The 18,508-nt window shown below is 69.7% G+C and carries 14 protein-coding genes; 1 reads left to right on the top strand and 13 read right to left on the bottom strand.

What is annotated here, in order from left to right:
* The first annotated feature begins 8 nt into the window (after positions 1-8).
* On the top strand, positions 9-395 hold the full coding sequence (locus RN02_RS15910; RefSeq protein ID WP_043272341.1) for a carboxymuconolactone decarboxylase family protein: 387 nt from the start codon (positions 9-11) through the stop codon (positions 393-395).
* A gap of 721 nt (positions 396-1,116) precedes the next feature.
* On the opposite strand, the gene RN02_RS15915 is transcribed toward RN02_RS15910, so the two are convergent.
* The 13 genes from RN02_RS15915 to RN02_RS15975 form a co-directional block, all read right to left on the bottom strand.
* On the bottom strand, positions 1,117-1,914 hold the full coding sequence (locus RN02_RS15915) for a YfaP family protein (protein ID WP_043315231.1): 798 nt from the start codon (positions 1,912-1,914) through the stop codon (positions 1,117-1,119).
* Between the two features lie 5 nt (positions 1,915-1,919).
* Entirely contained in the window at positions 1,920-3,557 is a 1,638-nt protein-coding gene (locus RN02_RS15920; RefSeq protein ID WP_043315232.1) for a DUF2300 domain-containing protein, read from the bottom strand.
* Positions 3,558-8,102: an alpha-2-macroglobulin family protein gene (locus RN02_RS15925; RefSeq protein WP_043315233.1), complete on the bottom strand. Its 4,545-nt coding sequence runs from the start codon at positions 8,100-8,102 to the stop codon at positions 3,558-3,560.
* Positions 8,099-8,758, bottom strand: a complete 660-nt coding sequence (locus RN02_RS15930) for a DUF1175 domain-containing protein (protein WP_043315235.1) — start codon at positions 8,756-8,758, stop codon at positions 8,099-8,101. The genes RN02_RS15925 and RN02_RS15930 overlap by 4 nt, the downstream gene beginning before the upstream one ends.
* Positions 8,728-10,455 carry a DUF2138 domain-containing protein gene (locus RN02_RS15935; RefSeq protein ID WP_043315236.1) on the bottom strand — a complete coding sequence of 576 codons (1,728 nt, stop codon included), beginning with the start codon at positions 10,453-10,455 and terminating at the stop codon, positions 8,728-8,730. The genes RN02_RS15930 and RN02_RS15935 overlap by 31 nt, the downstream gene beginning before the upstream one ends.
* 40 nt (positions 10,456-10,495) lie before the next feature.
* Complete coding sequence (locus tag RN02_RS15940; RefSeq protein ID WP_043315237.1) at positions 10,496-11,302, bottom strand: YfaP family protein; 807 nt, start codon at positions 11,300-11,302, stop codon at positions 10,496-10,498.
* 533 nt (positions 11,303-11,835) lie between these two features.
* On the bottom strand, positions 11,836-12,777 hold the full coding sequence (locus tag RN02_RS15945) for an AEC family transporter (protein WP_043272334.1): 942 nt from the start codon (positions 12,775-12,777) through the stop codon (positions 11,836-11,838).
* 73 nt (positions 12,778-12,850) lie between these two features.
* Entirely contained in the window at positions 12,851-13,297 is a 447-nt protein-coding gene (locus RN02_RS15950; protein WP_043315238.1) for a bactofilin family protein, read from the bottom strand.
* A 17-nt stretch (positions 13,298-13,314) separates the two neighbouring features.
* The gene (locus RN02_RS15955; protein ID WP_043315240.1) at positions 13,315-13,677 is read right to left on the bottom strand and encodes a hypothetical protein; all 363 of its coding nucleotides are present in this window, start codon (positions 13,675-13,677) and stop codon (positions 13,315-13,317) included.
* The gene (locus RN02_RS15960) at positions 13,658-14,605 is read right to left on the bottom strand and encodes a M23 family metallopeptidase (protein ID WP_043315241.1); all 948 of its coding nucleotides are present in this window, start codon (positions 14,603-14,605) and stop codon (positions 13,658-13,660) included. The genes RN02_RS15955 and RN02_RS15960 overlap by 20 nt, the downstream gene beginning before the upstream one ends.
* 204 nt (positions 14,606-14,809) lie before the next feature.
* Entirely contained in the window at positions 14,810-16,543 is a 1,734-nt protein-coding gene (locus tag RN02_RS15965) for an ABC transporter ATP-binding protein/permease (protein ID WP_043315242.1), read from the bottom strand.
* 71 nt (positions 16,544-16,614) lie between these two features.
* Positions 16,615-17,175, bottom strand: coding sequence for a response regulator transcription factor (locus tag RN02_RS15970; protein WP_009617747.1), 561 nt, complete (start codon positions 17,173-17,175; stop codon positions 16,615-16,617).
* 22 nt (positions 17,176-17,197) lie between these two features.
* Positions 17,198-18,454 carry an ATP-binding protein gene (locus RN02_RS15975; protein ID WP_009617745.1) on the bottom strand — a complete coding sequence of 419 codons (1,257 nt, stop codon included), beginning with the start codon at positions 18,452-18,454 and terminating at the stop codon, positions 17,198-17,200.
* Positions 18,455-18,508: the final 54 nt, after the last annotated feature.

An 18,508-nucleotide genomic window follows, 5' to 3' on the forward strand; every position in this document is an offset into this window, starting at 1 on the left:
CAGTCCGAATGACCGACAAGCGCAAGGCCGGCGAACAGGTTCGCCGCGAAGTGATGGGCGACGCCTTCGTCGACCGCGCCCTGAACAACGCCACCGACTTCACCCAGCCGCTGCAGGACTTCGTCAACGAAAACGCCTGGGGCAGCGTCTGGTCCCGCGACGGCCTGCCGCGCAAGACCCGCAGCCTGATCACCCTGGCCGCCCTCACCGCACTGAAATGCCCGCAGGAACTGAAAGGCCACGTGCGCGGCGCGCTGAACAACGGCTGCACGGTGGAGGAAATCCGCGAGGCGCTGCTGCATTGCGCAGTCTACGCCGGGGTGCCGGCGGCGATCGACGCCTTCCGCGCGGCGCAGGAAGTGATCGAGGCGTGGCAGGCGGATCGGCAGGCCTGACGGGCGCGGGCCTTGCCCGCGAATCGCGCGCAGGGCGCGCTCCTACATGGGCATGGTGTTGGGGCAGCCCGTAGGAGCGGATCTCATCCGCGAATCGCGCCGATACGTCCAGCTATCGCGGACAAGGTCCGCTCCTACGACAGCCGGAACGCCGGAGACCGCGGCCAATGGCGGATAACCGGGAGCTCCGCGATTCCAGCTCGCTCCGAACGGTCCCCTCTCCCTTCAGGGAGCGGAGTCAGGGTTGGCAGAGGTGTGTGGGCGAAGTCCGTAACCCTCTCCCCAGCCCTCTCCCTGAAGGGAGAGGGAGCCTGTCCTGAGCAAGCTCAAGGTCAAGAGTCAGCCGGCAACTTCGGCGCTTTCGTAGGAGCGAGCTTGCTCGCGAACCCGCCTCGCAGCAAAACCGTTCGCGAGCAAGCTCGCTCCCACGACAGCCGGAACGCCGGAGACAGGGCCAATGGCGGATAACCGGGAGCTCCGCGATTCCAGCTCGCTCCGGACGGTCCCCTCTCCCTTCAGGGAGAGGGTTAGGGAGAGGGAGCGGAGTCAGGGTTGGCAGAGGTGTGTGGGCGAAGTCCGTAACCCTCTCCCCAGCCCTCTCCCTGAAGGGAGAGGGAGCCTGTCCTGAGCAAGCTCAAGGTCAAGAGTCAGCCGGCAACCCCGGCGCTTTCGTAGGGAACGCTTTTGCTTACGGCTTCCAGCCTCCAGCCTCCAGCCGCCCTTACGGATAACTGAACTGCTTCACCAACGTCAGCTCCCCCGGCTGGCGCATCGGCACCAGGAAGCTCTCCTGCTTCTCGTTCGGCGTGCCCTCCTCCGTCACTATCGTCACCCTGGCCGTGGTCAGCGGCTGGGCGGCTTCCACGTCGCCGCTCTCGCTGTCCTGGCTGTAGCCGCCGCCGAAGTAGTTCACGTAGACCAGGTACGCGCCCTTCAGCGGCGTAGGCGTGGCGATGATTTCCGGGCCGTAGCCGGTGGTCACGTCGACGTCCTGGGTGGCGCCGTTGGGCAGGCTGCGGTTGCCGTACCAGACGTGGCCGCCGTCGGGGGTCACCAGGTGCAGGTCGAGGTCGGTGTTGTCGCTGTCCCAGGACAGCATCACCCGCAGCTTGGCCGGCACCTCGCCGCCGCCACCGCCGTGGTAGAACTGCACGCGCTTGCGCTGCTGGCCATCCGGGCTGATCACTTCCAGGCTGTTGCTGCCGGCCGGGAACGCGTAGGGGCGGTCGAAGCCACCGTCCTCGCCGATCTTCAGCGGCATCGACACGCCGTTGACCACCAGGGTGGCCGGCTTGTCCTTCGCCGCGTTGGCGATCTCGCCCTTGATCCTCGCGGTCATGGCCTGGTCGGCCGGGGTGTTCACCGAGGCCGCCGGGTAGTTCACCCTCTGCCGGAAGTTGGCGCCCTCGCCGTTGCCGGGGCGCCAGCCGCCCAGCGGGGCGTCCAGGCGGATGCCCGGCTCGGCGGCCTGGGCGAGCCCGGTGATGAGGAGGAGGAGCAGGCAGGGACGCAGCTTCATGGCGGTCATTCCAGTATCAGGCGGCGGGCGAGGCTTTCGACGAAGCCCTCGTCCTGGCCGTTGGGGTGCGCCTGGAAAGCCAGGTGCAGGTATTCGTGGGTGAGGTCGAGGCGGTCCTGCAGCGAGTACAGGCCGCGCACGTAGATGCGCTGGCGCTCACGGTCGACGTAGGGGCGCCCGGAGGACAGCTGGCACACGGCGAAGCTTTGCAGTTCCTCGTAGCCCGGCTCACCGTCAAGCTTCGTGCGCCACGCGCGGCGCTGCTTGCGCAGCCAGTCCTCGGCCGCCGGCAGCGGCTGGCAGGCGGCCACCGGGTTGTTCCAGGCGCTGAGGCTGGCCTGCGGGAAGGCGCGGGCGAGGATGGCGTCGAAGCGCAGGCCGTTGACCGCCTGGGCCTTGGCGTCCTGCCAGGAGAGTTTCGCCGGGCCGGCCTGGTCGGCGTGGTAGGTGACCGGGCTGCCGGCCAGCACCAGGCCGTCGGTGAAGGCCGCCACGGCGCGCATCTGCGCCGTGGCCGGGCGCGGCGCGACGCGCTGGCGCTGGCTGCTGTCGGCGATGCTCAGGCACTCGCCGCGCTGCCCGGCGTTCTGCAGCAGGTAGCTGCGGATGGCCACGGCCAGGGCGCGGGCGGCCTCGACCGGGGTCGCCGCGGCTTCGCGCTGCAGCACCCGGGCAACGTATTCCTCGCGGTCCAGGCGCGCCACCAGTTGCGGCTTGCCGTCGCGCTGCAGGAAGAGTTCGCCGTCGCTGTGGATATCCAGGTCGTTGCCGTTCGCGAAGCTCGCCCGGTAGCTGCCGCTGAGGCCGCCGGCCGCCGCCGGGCGGCCCTGGACGTCGAAGACCTCGCGCAGCGGGTAGCGCTCGAACAGCGCCACCGCCACGCAGCGCCCCGGCTCGCGCGGCCAGGGCGCCGGCAGCGCGGCGCCGAGGGCTTCGGCGTAGTGCGCCAGCACCGTCTTGCTGGTGCCGGGCCCGGAGGCCCAGACCGCCGAGCCGTCCGCCAGCCAGCCGGCGAAGCCGCCGCGGCGGGACTGCGGGTCGTGCTCGTCGAGCCAGCTCCAGGTCTTCACCCGCAGGCGCCCGCCCAGGCTGGCCAGGGCGCGGCCGTCGTCGGCGTTGACCACCACGTCGAGCAGCACTTGGCGCGCCTCGGCCTGGGCCGGCAGGCGCATCAGCATGTCGAGCAGTTCGGCCACCGGCACTTCGGTCTGTGGTTGCAGGCGCTCGAGGTCGAGCAGCCAGGCAGGCGCCTGGCGTTCCTGCCAGTAGCGGCGCCAGGTGGCGGCGTCCAGGCCGAGGCGCGCCGGCTGGTAGTAGAGGCCGCAGGACTTCACCAGCGCCTGGTCGCGGCCGATGCTCTGCCCGGCCGAGCAGCAGTACACCTCCTCGCGGGACTGGCCCTTGCAGGCGTACTCCGGCTCGTGCCGGTCGTTGTCCACCAGCCAGGCGAAGACGAAGAGTTTCCACAGGCTGCCCAGCGGCGTGCGCAGGTCCGCCGGCAGGGGCTCGCGGGCGAGCACCTGCTGCTGGTCCAGGCGCAGCAGCAGGTCGCCCTGGGGGCTGCGCCAGGCCAGCTCGACGGGCGCCTGCGCCGCCGCGCACAACGGCAGCAGAAGCAGCAGCCAGGCCAGGCGCCGTCCCATTTACTGCACCTTCACCTTGGCCAGCGCCGGGTTCTGCTCCAGGGCCTGCTCCGCCGGCGCGTACATGCGCACATAGCGCGCCGGCGGCAGGGCGAACTCGCCCTTCTGCGAGAAGCGCACCAGGTGGCGGAAGCGCAGTTCGCCGGCCAGGCTGTCCACCGGGATGCCGTAGTGCAGGTCGCCCGGCTCGTTGCGCGCGCGTTCCAGGCTGGTGGCCTCGGTGCCGCCCAGGCCGCTGACCTGGATGCCCCAGGTGGTGCGCTCGACGTCGGCGCCCGGCGGCAGCGGCACTTCCAGCATGCCGTAGCGCAGCGCGGTGGGCTGCTCGGTCTTGACCGTCACTTCGTCCAGGTACAGCTCGTCGCTGGACAACGGCTTGTCGCCCAGTTCCTCGACCTTGAACTCGAACGCCTTGTCCCCCGGCACCAGGCGCAGCAGGCGGCGGCTGATGCTCACCGGCAACTGGCTGGCCGGGGCCTCGGCGCTGCGGTAGCTGAGCGAGGCATTGAGCGGGCGCGACGGCGGAGTCTGCAGGGTCAGCTCGGCGGGCACGCCCTGGCCTTGCCACTGCCAGTAGCGCTCGCCGCTGGGGCCCTGCTGCTCGGCCCAGTCCTTGCCCGGCTTGAGCGGTTCGGGAGCCTGCGCCTGGGCCAGGGCGCGCTGCAGCCAGGTCAGCGCCAGGGCGCGTTCCAGGGTCGACTGCTGCGGCCCCAGGCGCGCCAGCAGGGCGCGGGCGCGGTTGACGTCGGGCGCCGCCAGCGACAGCTGCACCGCCTGGGCGAACGGCTGGTCGCTGTTGTTGACCTTGAAGCGAGCGGCATCCAACTGCTTGGCGAAGGCCGCCGGCAGCGGCACCTTGGCCTGCTGCGCAAGGTTCGCGGCCAGCACCCGCGCCACGGCCAGGCCGAGGCTGGAGTCCGGCTCGGCCATCACCAGGCTGACTTCGGCGTCGGCCGGCAGTTTCGCGTCCTCGCCCGCCCCGGCCTTGGCCAGGTCGTCGAGCAGGCCGCCGACCAGGGTCTGCACCGGCAGCTGCATGTCGCGGGCGAAGCCGAGGATCAGCGCGCGTTGCAGCAGCGGCGTCTGCCCGGCCAACTTGGCGTAGAGGTCGAGCACGCGCTGCCAGTGCTCCGGCGGCAGGCTGATCTGCAGCGCGCGGCTGGCGTGCCAGTCGGCGTAGTAGGCGTAGGCGGTGAGGAAGGCGTCGCTGTCGGTGTTGTCGCCCCACCAGGTGAAGTAGGCGTTCGGCCCGGCCATCTGCACCAGGCGCAGGCGGCTGTTCTGCATGATCAGGCGCAGGCGGTCGCGCACCCGCGGCTCGCCCTCGGCCAGCAGCGGGTAGGCCACGCTCAGCGGCAGCAGGCGGCTGGCGGTCTGCTCGACGCAGCCGTAGGGGTAGGCCAGCAGGTCGTCGAGGCTGCCGCGGAACAGCGCGCTGGCGCTGTCGTCCAGGCGCAGGCGGATGTCGCGGGCGTCCGCCGGCAATTGCAGCGGGCTGTTCTGCCCGGCCAGTTGCAGGCTGCGCGCTTGCAGCACCTGCCAGCCGTCGGCGGCCAGGGCGAAGCGCACGGCCAGGCTGTCGCGCACCTGGCCGTCCTGGCGCAGCTCGGCGCTCCACTCGCCGTCGCTCAGGGCCTGGGCCGGCAGGCGCACGTAGTTCACGCCCTTGACCAGTTCCAGCGCCTGGGTCTGCTCCTGGCCGGCGTAGCGCACCAGCAGCTCGGCCTTGGCCTGCTCGCCCTGGTTGAACACGAACAGGCCGAGGTCCGGCCTGTCGCCGGCGCGGAAGCGCTTCGGCCCGCTCCATTTCAGGTACAGCGGTTTTTCCGAGCGGATGAACTGCTTCTTCTGACCGACCTGGCCGTCGCCGTCCATGGCCCGCGCGGTGATGCGCCAGCGCGTCAGCGAATCGGGCATGCGGAAGCTGAAGCGCGCCTTGCCCTCGGCGTCGGTGACCAGCTTGGGTTCCCAGGCGGCGGTGTCCACGTCCTCGCGGCGCGGCCGCTCCAGCACCTTCACCCCGCGCTCGCTGCGGTTGCTGCGCCCCGGCGCGCTGGCGCTGCCCGGCAGGGCCACGTCGTAGCTGATGAACGACAGGCTGGCGCTGGTGCGCACGTTGTTGCGCCGCGGGTGGTAGAAGAACTGGTCGATGCCCGGGGCGATCTCCGGTTGCAGGGCGTAGATCATCTCGTCCACCACGCCCACCGCCACCTGGCTGGACACCGGCTTGCCGGCGTAACTGGTGGAGAGGTCGACGGTCACGGTGTCGCCCGGCTCGTAGCGTTCCTTGTCGGTGGCGATGGCGATTTCCACCTGCGGCACCGTCACCTTGATGCCGGCGTTCTGGAAGCTGTAGTCGCCGCCGCGGGTGTAGAGCACCGAGAAGGTCAGGTTCGGCGAGAAGTCCGGCTTCACCGGGATGCGCGCGCGGTACTGGGTGGGGTTGAGCTTCTCCAGCTTGAGCCAGTCGCCGCCCCTGGACAGCAACGCGGTGGCCTCGACCTTGTCGCGCTCCAGGGATAGCAGGGCGTCGTCCACCGGCTCGGGGAAGGTGATCAGCGCCAGGGCTTCGTCGCCGGCCTGGTACTCGGTCTTGTCGAGGACGATTTCCACGGTGCCGGGCACCGCCTTCACGCCTTCCCCGCTCACCGCGTGGCCGGTGCCGCCGAGCAGTTGGCCCTGGGCGTCGCGCAGCTCGATGCTGTAGGTGCCGGGCTTGTCGAAGGCGATGACGAACTTGCCGTCGCCGGCCTCGCCGTCGCCCGTGGAGCGGTCCTCCAGGCGCACCCAGCGATAGCTCTTGGGCTTGAGTTCGGTGGGCTGTTCCGCCGCGTAGCTGAACTCGACCTTGTCGCCCACCGCGCTGAAGCGCTGCGGCGCGGCCAGGCGATAGCGCGCGGCGCCGCGCTCGATGAGGATTTCCTTGCTGGTCTTCACCCGGTAGGCCGCGCCGTCGCTGGCGAACACCGTCAGCAGGTAGCGGCTGGGCTTGTCCGCCGCCGGCAGTTCGAGGGCGGCGCGGCCCTGGGCGTCGGTGGCAAGCTCGGTGCTGCTCAGCTCCACCGGGAACTGGCCGAGGTACTGCAGCTCGTTGTCGACCATGGACAGCTGCTGGGCGCGCAGGCTCAGTTGCAGCTTGGCGTTGGCCACCGGCTTGCCGTCCGGGTAGAGCAGGATCAGGTTGCCCTTCACCGCTTCGCCGGTCTTGAAGTCCGGCTTGGCCAGGTCGAGGGAAATCTCGAAGTGCGGCTTGATGTACTCGGCCACGCGGAAGGCGCTGCTGTAGGTCTGCCCGCGGTAGTCGAAGCGCAGCTCGTAGCCGCCGGCCACGGCATTGCTGGGCAGCTGGAAGCGGCCGTTGGCGCCGGCCTTGGGGTCCAGTTGCAGGTCGAGGGTCTGCAGGGTGGTGCCGGCGGCGTCGATCACGCTCAGCTTCACCGGCGCGGCCTGGGGCGCGGCGGAGTCGCGGGCGTTCTTGAATTCGCGGCCGTAGATCTTCAGCGCCACCCAGTCGCCCGGGCGGTACAGCGGGCGGTCGGTGAAGGCGTAGAGCTTGGTGTCGTAGATTTCGCTGTCGTAGTAGAAGTTTTCCGAGACGAAGACGCCGCCTTCCTGGTCTTCGCCGATCACGAAGGAGCGCTCCGGGCTGGCGTGCTGCAGGCGCAGCAGGCCCTCGGCGTCGGTGCGGCCGCTGCTCATCACGCCCAGGCCGTCGGTCCAGAGCACCTGGGTATCCGGCACCGGGGTGCCTTCGTGCTTGCGCGCCGACCACACCAGCAGTTCGTTGCCGGCGATCTTGCTCACCGCCACGGTGCTGGAGACGAACACCACGGTGGTGGCGCGGTATTTGCCCACCAGCGCCTCGACCAGGTACAGCCCCGGCTTGAGCTTGCCCAGCGGCACGTAGACGTTGCCCGGCGAGACGTTGATGAACTCGCTGGAGGAACCGGCCAGCTTGACGTCGGCCGGCGGCTCTATGGGCTTGGCGTCCCACAGCGGATAGCGGAACTGCTCGACCAGCGGCAGGCCGGGAATCGGCGCGTACTGCGGCTGGGCGTCGTAGGGCGTGGGCGCGGCCATGGCCTGGCCCATCTTCAGCTCCGGCACCACCTCGGTGACCTGCTTGCGCGACTCGTAGGAGAAGGCGCGCTGCATCACCCGCCGCGACTTGCGGTACCAGTTGTCCCACAGGTAGGCCAGGGTGTTGGACAGCCCCTCGCCCTTGAACTGCCCCTCGGCCAGCACCCGGTGCAGGTTCTTCTGGCGCTTGAGGAAGTCCAGCGGCTTGTCGATGCGGTAGACGCGCATGTCCCCCCCGCCATAGGCCTCCATGCGGTAGCGGCGGTAATCGCGGCCCGGCGCCTCCAGGCGCACGCGGGCCTCTTCGTCGGGGGCGAAGCTGCTGTCGGCGAGCAGGAAGAACGACTCGCCGCTGATCGGCGCGTAGTTGCTTGCCGGCACCTCGTCGTCGGCCCGGGCCTGCGCCGGCGCGCCCGCCAGCAGGCCGCCCAGGGCCAGGCCGGCGCACAGCGCGAGCAGCTTCATCGGGCGAGGAACGACAAGCGGTACACGCCGACGAAGTTGGGGTTGGCAGGGTCGGGTATCCATCGGGTGTCCTTCCATGTCATGAGTTGTTGCAGGCTGACCGAGCGCATGCCGTTGTCGGTCGGCGTGCTGGTACCGGTGTGGTAGGCGATGTTGCGGCCCATCCAGATCATCAGGTGCTGGTCGTCGCCCTGGTCGAAGAAGATCAGGTCGCCGGGCCGCGCCTGGTTGAGGTCGCGGCCGACGAGGGTGCTGTTGTACTGGATCAGCTTGATGGCGTTGACGTAGGGGCCGACCTGGCCGCCGCCCTGCCGCCAGTTCTGCGCCAGGGCGCGCTGCTCGTCGCTCAGCGCCAGCTCCGGCGGCAGGTAGCGGTTGGACAGGCCGTTGGCGCGCAGCCACTTGGCGTCGTGGGGCTTGAGCGCCTCGTTGGCGGCGAAGCGCACCAGGCCCGCGCAGTCCTGCTGGTGCCAGCGCGGGCTGGGGCCCTGGCGCAGCTGTTCCTCGGCGATGCGCACGAACCAGGCGCGGAACACCTGGGACTGCTGCGGGTCGAGCGACGCGCTACCGGCCTGTGCCGCCTGGGCGGCCCACAGGCCGAACGCCAGCAGCAGGGCGCGTGCCGTCACAGCGCGCGCCACTGCAGCGGCAGCCATTGCCAGGGTTGTTCGGCGCGGCTGCCGGCGGGCAGGCCGAGGGCGTAGCCGCCGTGCCCGGCCAGGGCCTTCAGGCGCGGCAGCAGCAGGCTGTCGGCGGCGTTGCGGAACACCGGCTCCATGTCCTGCGGCAGGCTCTCCAGGGTTTCGCGCTGGAGCAGCGTGGACAGCGACTGCGGCGCCAGGTAGGCCGGCACCAGGGCGTCCTTGGGCAGCACGTCGGCCAGCGGCGGGAAGCGCTTGTCGAGGGTGCCCAGGGCCTTGTCCAGCAACTGGTCGTCGAGGGAGAACAGCAGGGTGCTGCCCTGCCGCGCCAGGCCGACGCGGAAGAAGCCGCGGCCGCTGACGGCGTCCGGGTCGGCCGCATCGGCGGCGGCGTACTGGCCGAAATTGGAGCTGACCTGGCGCAGCCACTTGTGGGTCTCGCCCTGGTTCTGCTCGTCCACCGGGAAGTTGCCGCCTTCGGCGTTGGCCTCGTAGGCACCCACCAGGCTGGCGAACAGCCTGCCCAGGTCGGCGTCCAGTTCCGGGCCGGGCGGCGCGCTGAGCGTGGCCACCAGCAGCGGCGTGTACAGGCGCGAGTCGGCGTACCAGCACAGGCCGGCGGCGCCGGAGAGGTGTTCGGAGAAGGCCGCGGCCATCTTCTGCTCGGCGCCCAGGCGCACCAGCAGGCTGTCGTACAGGCCCGGGGTCAGCGGCAGCGCCACGCAGGCGCTGGCACCCATGGGCATGGCCTGCCACACGGGGCTGAAGTCGAGGTCCGGCTGGCGCTCCACCGCGTTCAGCGCCAGGTAGCTGCTCCAGCCCTTGGCATCCTTGTCGAAACGCACCCCGGCGAAGGCCGGGATGAAGCGCTGGTAGCCCATGGCCAGGGCGCCGGCGCCGAGGCTGATGCGCTGGCTCAGCTCGCCGCGCGGGCCCAGGCCGAAGGCGCGCGGGAAGGCGTCGTCACCGCCGAGCAGGGCGGCCAGGTCGGCGCTGACCTGGGCGTCGGCCGCGCCAGGCTCCTCGTCGCTGGCGTCGGGGAACAGCATCTTCGGGTTGGACAGCAGCACCAGGTAGTCGCCACTGGAGGCGAACAGCAGGGTCTTCTGGGCGTTGTAGCGCAGGCGGTAGACATTGGCGCCGCCCTTCAGCTCGCCGACCTTGCGCAGCTGGCTGTCGTCGGCGGCGATGTGCGCCAGCGGCTCCAGCAGCCTGGCCAGGCCGCCGCGCTTCATCACCACCAGGAAGTCGCGCAGGCGGCCGTCGGCGCCGCGCCACAGGGCGACCTGGGCCGGCTGGTCGAGCAGTTCCTCGACCAGGCTGTCCTTCAGCGTCAGATCGTGCTCGTAGACGATGCGCCGCAGGCTGCCGGACAGGCCGAGGCGGTCGCCGTCGTTCTCGTAGTAGAAGACGAAGTCCTCGGTGAGGGTGTCGCGCAGCAGCGGCACCTCCAGCAGTTCCTTGGGCAGGCGGGCGAGCGAGGCGCTTTCGATGAGCGCGTCGGGGTGCCTGATGTCGCGGCCCGGGGCATTGGCCGGCGGCGCCTCCAGCCCGGCCAGCGGGCCGCTCGGCGGCGCCAGCCAGACGTAGCGCGCCAACAGGCCGCCGAGGACCAGCAGGGCCAGCACCAGGCCGCCGAAGATCAGCGGCCAGCGCTTCACCGGTGCGGCTTCGGCGGAAGGAGTGGGGCTGGGAGTGGTGTTGTCGCTCATGCTTGCTCGATCCCGTTTCATCCCTGGCAGGGGACAGCTTTCAGTAGGTGAAGGTCTTGACCAGGACCAGGTCGCCGATGGTGCGCAGCGGCACCACGAAGGTCTCGCGCTTCTCGTCGACGCTGTTTTCGTTGAACACCAGGTTGACCTGGGCGGTGATCACGTCCTGCTGGTTGGCGCCGGCCTGGAAGTTATAGCCCTGCGCGCCGAAATTGCCCCAGTAGTTGACGTAGACCAGGTAGGTGCCGTGCAGCGGCGCGGCCATGCTGAACATTTCCGGGCCGGGGCCGTCGACGCCATCCGGGTCGAGGCCGCCGCCGTTGTTCAGCCGTGGGCGCGCCCAGAAGGCGTGCTGGCCGTCGGGGGTGACTATGTGCAGGTCCAGCTCGGCCTTGGGGTCGTCCCAGCCCAGCGCCACGCGCACCCGCGGCGGCACGCGCCCGGCGTTGGCCTCGTAGAACTGCACGCGCTTGAGCGACTGGCCGTCGGCGCTGGCCACCTCGATGCTGTTGGAGCCCGCGCCGAAGGCGTAGGGGCGGACGAAATGGCCCTGGGCATCGGTGTATAGAGGCAGCGGGTTGCCGTTGACCACCAGGCGCTGGGCGCGGTCGGTGCCGGCGAGGTTCTTCAGGTCGCCCTCGATCAGGCTGCGGCCGCGCTGGCCGCCACGGTCGATGGGCGGGGTCGGATAGGCCACGCGCGGGCTGTCGAGGTCGTCGAGCAACCCCGAGTAGCGCCAGCCGGCGGCCGGGCTGGACAGTTCGGCCCCCGGCCCGGCATACGACGACGCCAGCCAGAGCAGGCCGAGCAGCAGCGCGAGGCTGCGGGCGGAATCCTGGAAACGCATGAGCAATCCTTTGTCGCGCGTTGGAAGGGGGACAGTGTAACCGCCTGTAAAACGGCTTGAAATGGCCTTCGGGCAGAGTAAGTGATGTTGTCTGCGAATTCAGATTCTGCTTAGGTCGCCCCCCATCGGGAGGTTGTCCAGGGCGTAGGGCGTATAACGCCTACGGCGTTATCCGCCGTTTGACCTCGACCCCAGGCGCGCTTCGGGTTCGGCCACGGAGCGCCTGTTTCGGGACACTCCGGGCTCGACCGCAACGCCGGGCATGAGTTAGGTGAAGCGGCGTATAACCGCGAACGGTTATACGCCCTACGCCGAGGGAGGGCTGGGCGTAGGGCGTATAACGCCTACGGCGTTATCCGCCGTTTGACCTCGATCCCAGGCGCGCTTCGGGTTCGGCCACGGAGCGCCTGTTTCGGGACACTCCGGGCTCGACCGCAACGCCGGGCATGAGTTAGGTGAAGCGGCGTATAACCGCGAACGGTTATACGCCCTACGAACTTGCCGGCTGACGTTGCGATTCGGGGTTGAGCACCTCAGATCCACCCACCCCACTGCAGGATGAACAGCCCGAGGTTGGTGGTCAGCGCCGCCGCCAGGGTGGTGATGACGATGATCGAGGCCGCCAGTTCGGCGTTGCCCTGGGCGGCGCGCGCCATCACGTAGCTGGCGGCGGCCGTGGGGCTGGCGAAGTAGAGGAACAGCACGCCCAGTTCGGCGCCGCGGAAGCCGCAGAGCCAGGCGGCGGCGGTGCACAGCGCCGGCAGCCAGACCATTTTCATCAGGCTGGCGCTCAGGGCCAGGCTGCCACTGCTGCGCAGGGCCGGCAGCGACAGGGTGCCGCCGATGCAGACCAGCGCCAGGGGCAGGGTCATCTGCGCGAAATAGTCGCCGGAGGTGAGCACCCAGGCCGGCAGGGCGATGCCCCACCAGGCGAACGGGAAGGCCGCCAGCACGCCGATGATCAGCGGGTTGACCAGCACCTGGCGGGCGATGCTCAGCGGGTCGGACTTGAGCACCGGGCTGTAGATCGCCAGGACCACCGTGGCCAGGGTGTTGTAGCAGAGGATCACCAGGGCCGCGAGCACCGAGCCCAGGGCCAGGCCGTGCTCGCCGTAGAGGCTGGTGGCCAGGGCCAGGCCGACGATGCCGTTGTTGCCGCGGAAGGCGCCCTGCACGTAGACGCCGCGCTCCTGCCGCGGCACCCGCCAGTGCGCCCAGGCCCAGGCGAGCAGGAAGCCGCCGAGGGTGGCCAGGCAGAAGAACGTCAGCACCGCCGGACTGGCCGCGCGGTGCAGGTCGGAATGGTAGATGCCGAGGAACAGCATCACCGGCATGGTGGCGTTGAACACCAGGGCCGAGGCGGTCTGGATGAAGCCCTGGTCGATCCAGCCGACGCGGCGCAGCAGCACGCCGATGAACAGCATGGAGAACACCGGCGCGGTGATGCCGAGGGTCTGGAACAGCAGTGCGAGCATGGAGGGGAAACGCCGGCGGAAGAACTGCGGCGATCATAGCAAGGGGCGGTGCTTCGCGTGCTAACGATTTGCCTCAGGCGGGCTCCGCTTCCTCGGCCTCGGCACGTGCCCGGAGGCTCGCGGGCGCCGGCAGTTCCAGCGGACGCTGCTCGTCCAGGCGGGTGAGCTTGCCGTCGACGCTGGCGCCGTTCTCCATGCTCAGCTGGCGGTAGTGGATATTGCCGATGACGCGGGCGTTGGAATGCAGCTCCAGCAGGTGCTCTACGTAGAGGTCGCCGACGATGGTGCCGTCGATCAGCGCGTCGTAGCTGCTGACGCAGCCCTCGATCCGCCCTTCCGCGCCCAGGGCCAGCAGGCTCTGGGTGCCCGGCTTGTGGCGCACGTTGCCCTGGATGCGGCCCTGGACCTTCAGGCCCTCCTCGAACTCCAGGTCGCCCACCAGCGCCAGGTTGCCCGACAGCAGGCTGGAAAACCTGTCCACCGCCACCTGCGGCCCCTTCTTCTTGTTGCTGCTGAACATGTTCGTCCTCCTGCGGATCACTTGGCGGGTTTCTGCTGGCGGTAGAACGCCAGGTCGGTCTTGAGCTTCTTGAGTTCCCCGGACATCTGGTCGATGCGCCGCTGCAGTTGCTCGCGCGTGGCCTGGGCCTCGGCGGTCAGCAGCCGCTGGCGCTGCAGGTCGGCGGCCAGCGCGGCATTGCCGGCCTGCAGCGCTTCGATGCGCTGCTGTGTTTCGGCCTGCTGCGAGCCGCGCCAGAAATGCACCGCGGCGAAGGCCATGGCCAGCGCCAGCGCGGCCCAGAGCAGCGGCCGGTAGCTGCGCGCCACCTGGGCGCGCGGCTGGTGCTCGGCGCGCAGCAGTTCGCGGGTGGTCGCCGGCCTAGTCCTGCGCCAGCGCATCGAGGGCCTTCTCCATGTCGCCGAGGGAAAGGAAATGCTGCGGGTCGACGAACTCGCCGCGGTAGAGCACTTCGAAATGCAGGTGCGAGCCGGTGGAGCGTCCCGTGGAGCCCATGGCGGCGATGCGCTGGCCGGGCATCACCACGTCGCCGACGCGCACCTCGGTCCTGGACAGGTGCGCATAGCGGGTGAGCAGGCCGTTGCCGTGGTCGATTTCCACGCGGATGCCATAGGAGCTGAAGGGGCCGGCGGCGACCACCCGGCCACCGGCGGCGGCCTGGATCTCGGTGCCGCCGGGCGCGGCGAAGTCGAGCCCGGAGTGGAAGGCCAGGCGGCGGTTGAACGGGTCCACCCGGTTGCCGAAGGCCGAGCCCAGGCGCGCCTTGGCCACCGGGCGATGGGTGGGGATGGCGAGGAAGTCGGCGTTGCGCCGCGACACCGCGTCCAGCAGCAGGTCGAGCTGGCGGCGCAGGCAACGGGCGGCCGCGGTACCCTGCTGCACGTCGACCAGCGGCGCGGCCTGGCATGGCCGCGGCGGCAGCAGCAGGCCGCCCTCCCCGTCAGCGCCGCGTGCCGGTGCCTGCTCCGGCACCAGGCCGGGGTCGATGCGCGCCAGCTTGCGGGCGATGTCCTCGTGGCCGTCGACCACTTTCAGCAGGTAGGCGGCGTCCTTTTCCAGCACTTGCAGGCGCCCGGCCAGCTCGCCCAGGCGCGCCACGGCGAAGCGCTGCTCCGGCGTCTGCTGCGGGGCGGCCTCGGCCAGCGGCGCGGGCGGCGCCATGACGCGGCCGAGCCACAGGCCGGCGGCGAAGGCCAGCAGCGCCAGCGCCGCGGCGCCGGCGAGCGCGAGGCCAAGGAAGCGGCGCGGGTTCACCAGGCACAATGCCTCGCGCGTCAACGCCTGACCAGAAGGGGAAAGACCATGCATGGCGATATCCGGAATCCGAATGCGACGGGCTGTTTACCGCAAAGCCGTCGAGGGTACCGGGTATGGGTCCGGGAACGATGCAGCAGTCCCCAAAACTGCCAATCAATTGCGAGCTTTCCTGCAAAATCTGAAGGAATTCACAGCACGATCTTTCCCAAAATCCTATCGAAGGAGGCCTACCCCGCGACAGGTAGGCACCTCCCCTCAGGCCGGGAGCACCGCCTCGACCTCCCGCAGGTGACTATCCTCCAGGCGCAGCTGGCGCTCGTGGAAGCGCCTGAGGTCGGCGCGGTGGCCGATGCTGACCAGGGTCACGCCGGGCAGTTGCTCCAGCAGGGTCTGGTAGAGCGCGGCTTCGTCGTTGTCGTCCAGCGCCGAGGTGGCCTCGTCGAGGAACAGCCAGGCCGGCGCGTAGAGCAGCGCGCGGGCGATGGCCAGGCGCTGCTGTTCGCCCGGCGAGAGCAGGCGCTGCCAGTGCTGGGCTTCGTCCAGGCGCTCGCCCAGGTGCTCCAGGCGGCACAGGCGCAGCACTTCGCGTAGGCGCTCGGGGCTGTGCCGGCCGGGCTCCTCCGGATAGCTCAGGGCCGTGGCCAGGCTGCCGATCGGCAGGTAGGGCTTCTGCGGCAGGAACAGCGTGCGCGCCGCGGGCATCTGCACCTGCCCGGCGCCGTAGCGCCAGAGCCCGCTCATGGCGCGCAGCAGGGTGCTCTTGCCGGCGCCGGAGGGGCCACTGATCAGCACGTGCTCGCCGGCCCGCAGGGCCAGGTCGGCGGGCTCCAGCAGCACGCTGCCGTCGCCCAGGCGCAGGCTCAGGTGCTTGAGTTGCAGGCCGTTGCCGGCGGCGTGCACGGCGATGCTCTCGTGCTCGCCGGCGACCTCATCCATGGCGTTGCGGAAGCTCAGCAGACGGTCGCAGGTGGCGCGCCAGGTGGCCAGGCTGGAGTAGGCGTCGATGAACCAGCTCAGGCCGTCCTGGACGTTGCCGAAGGCGGAGTTGATCTGCATGAGCTCGCCGAGCTGGATCTTGCCGGCGAAGTAGCGCGGCGCGGCCACCACGATCGGGAAGATGATGGCGATCTGGGCGTAGCCGGAGCTGAAGAAGGTCAGGCGCTTCTGCACCTTCATCAGCTCCCAGAAGTTGCCCCAGACGTTGCGGAAGCGCGTCATCAGGCGTTCGTTCTCACTGCCTTCGCCGTTGTACAGGGCGATGCTCTCGGCGTTCTCGCGGATGCGCACCAGGCCGAAGCGCAGGTCGGCCTCGTAGCGCTGCTGCTGGTTGTTCAGGCCGATCAGGCGGCGGGCGATCAGGTGCGTCAGCCAGCTGCCGACCAGGGCGTAGAGCAGCGCGGCCCAGAACATGTAGCCGGGAATGCTGATGCCGAACAGCTCGATGCTGCCGGACACGCCCCAGAGGATCACCGAGAAGGACACCAGGCTGACCAGGTTGCGGATCAGCCCCAGGCCCAGGCTCAGGGTGGTGTCGGTGAAGCTGTTGAGATCCTCGGACAGGCGCTGGTCGGGGTTGTCGGTGTAGCCGCGCTGTTCCAGGCGGTAGTAGTTCTTGTCGGACAGCCAGGCGGCGAAGTGCTTCTCGGTGAGCCAGCGGCGCCAGCGGATGGTCAGCATCTGCGTCAGGTACAGGCGGTACACGGCGACCAGGATGGCCACCGCGGCGATCCCGCAGAAGTACAGGATCAGCCGGATGAAGGCGTCGAGGTCCTTGTTCTGCAGGGCGTTGTAGAAGTCGCGGTACCAGGTGTTGACCCACACCGAGACGCCCACGCCGACCAGCGACAGGGCGATCACCACGATCAGCAGCAGCCAGGCCATGCCCTTCTCTTCGCTGCGCCAGTAGGGCGCCGTCAGTTTCCACACCTGGGAGAAGAAATGCCCGCGAACGGCATCGTTCGCGGCACGGTATTCGGCGCTTTCGGTCATCAGTCAGGGCTCAGCACGGGCGGCACAAAAAAAAGGAGCGCCCAGTTGGCGCTCCCTGTCTTATGAATTCCTTAACGCCTCACGGGGCGCTTCTGCAGCTTACGCTGCAACGTCCGCCGATGCATCCCCAGGGCGCGGGCGGTGGCGGAAATGTTGCCGTCGTGCTCGGCCAGCACGCGCTGGATGTGCTCCCACTGCAGGCGGTCCACCGACATCGGGTTTTCCGGCACCAGGCTGTCCAGGTCGGCGTGCTGCGAGAGCAGCGCGGTCAGCACGTCGTCGGCGTCGGCCGGCTTGCACAGGTAGTTGGTGGCGCCGCGCTTGATGGCCTCCACCGCGGTGGCGATGCTGGAGTAGCCGGTGAGGATCACCACGCGCATCTCCGCATCCAGCTCCAGCAGCTTGGGCAGCAGCACCAGGCCGGAGTCGCCGTCCATCTTCAGGTCGAGCACGGCGTAGTCGGGCAGGTCCTCCTTGGCCAATGCCAGGCCTTCCTCGGCGGAACCGGCGACCGATACTCGCAGGCCGCGGCGGCTCATCGCACGCGCCATCACACGGGTGAAGGTGGCGTCGTCGTCCACCAGCAGCAGGTGGGGTTGCTCTTCGCCTTCGAACAGATTCTCTTCGCTCATGGGTACTTCCTCGCGCGTGGGTTCACACCACACCATAGCTGCGCGGCAGGCGCAGCTCGGTGAGCGTGCCGCCGTCTTCGTGGTTGTACAACTTCACCGTGCCGCCGGCGCGGGTGACGCTGGCCTGGCTGAGGAACAGGCCGAGGCCGAAGCCCTTGCCCTTGGTGGTGAAGAAGGGTTTGCCGAGTTGCTCGGCGATCGCCAGGGGCACGCCGGGGCCGTGGTCGCGGATGCTCAGGCAGATGTCGGTGGCAGTCCAGTCGACGCAGATCTCCAGGTCGTCCGGGCAGGCATCGGCAGCATTGTTCAGCAGGTTCAGCAGGGCCTGGGTGAGGTCGGTGGGCGGCGTCAGCCGCGGGGCGCTGCCCGGGCCCAGGTTCAGGTAGCGGTAGGTGGCCTCCGGGCGCATCAGGTGCCAGCGGCGCAGCACCGCCTCCAGCCATTCGTTGACGCCCTGTTCCTGGATGGCCTGGCGGCGGTCGGCCTCGGCGGCGCGCACCAGTTGCTGCAGGGTGTCCTTGCACAGCTTGACCTGCTCCTGCAGCAGCGCCAGGTCTTCCTGCAGCAGCGGGTCCTTCGGGTGCGCCTGGCGCAGTTCCTTGAGCAGCACGCTCATGGTCGCCAGCGGCGTGCCCAGCTCATGGGCGGCGCCGGCGGCCTGGGTGGCCACGGCGAGCAGCTGCTGGTCGCGCATGCCCTCCTCGCGGCGCTGCGCGACTATCTGTTCCTGGCGGCGCAGCGCCTGGGACATGCGCGCGACGAAGAAGGTGATCAGCCCGGCGGCCAGGGCGAAGCTCAGCCACATGCCGTAGATCAGCAGGTAGTCGCGCTGCGCCGGGGCGATATTCAGCGGGTGGAACCACACCAGCAGCACCGTGTAGGCGGCCAGGGCCAGGCCGGCGAGGACGATGGTGTAGAGCCACGGCAGGGTCGCCGCGGCGATGGTCAGCGGCACCAGGTAATAGGAGACGAAGGGGTTGGACGAGCCGCCGGAGAAATACAGCAGGGCGCTGTGGATGATCAGGTCGCAGCCCAGCTGCACCGCGTACTCCACCTCGGTCACCGGCCAGGGCCCGCGCAGGCGCAGGGCGGTGGCCAGGCACAGCACCAGGGACACGCCGAGGGTCACCCCCAGCGCCGCCCAGGGCAGCGGGATCAACTGGGCCTTGTAGGCGATGCCCACCGAACCGGCCTGGGCGGCCAGCACGAGAATACGGATGAGCGTCAGGTGCAGCAGGTTCTGCCGGCTGGCGGATAACTGGAAAACCGGTGTGCGCATGGTGAATTCCGGAATTTGCGCGAGTATAGCCAAGCCCCTTCCCCTCTCGGTGCG

It is taken from the genome of Pseudomonas sp. PI1, from assembly GCF_000812405.1.
In the GTDB taxonomy this organism is placed as follows: domain Bacteria; phylum Pseudomonadota; class Gammaproteobacteria; order Pseudomonadales; family Pseudomonadaceae; genus Pseudomonas; species Pseudomonas citronellolis.